Genomic DNA, 407 nt, shown 5'->3' with positions numbered 1-407 from the left:
TGACGGTGGTGGAAACTTTCCACCACCGCAGGCCCCGACCTCGGCGGGGAAGGCGCGCGAGCAGGCAGCACGGGCGATCACCGGCCAGGACTCCTCAAGGTCGCTGGACCGGGTGATCGCGGTCCAACATCTCGCCGACGACCCGGACACCCCCGATCCGGTGCGCGAGGTCGCTCGCAGGGAGCTGGCGCAGATGGACACCGATGGGAAGGTCTACGGCCATTACCTGAGTGTGCAGGCCGCCGCCAGCACCGACGCGCTGGCCCGCCTCGCTGACGACCCCGAGCTGCCCGAGACCGTCCGGTCTCGCGCCGCGGGCGAGCTGGACACGCTGGATCGCACTCAGCCTCCGGCGGAGCTGGTCAAGGCTGCGCACGCGGCCATCGCCCGCGCCACGCACGCCACCC

This window comes from uncultured Mycobacterium sp., from assembly GCF_964249325.1.
In the GTDB taxonomy this organism is placed as follows: Bacteria; Actinomycetota; Actinomycetes; order Mycobacteriales; family Mycobacteriaceae; genus Mycobacterium.
The sequence above is the reverse complement of the archived record's forward strand: the minus strand, read 5'-3'. Positions refer to the sequence as shown.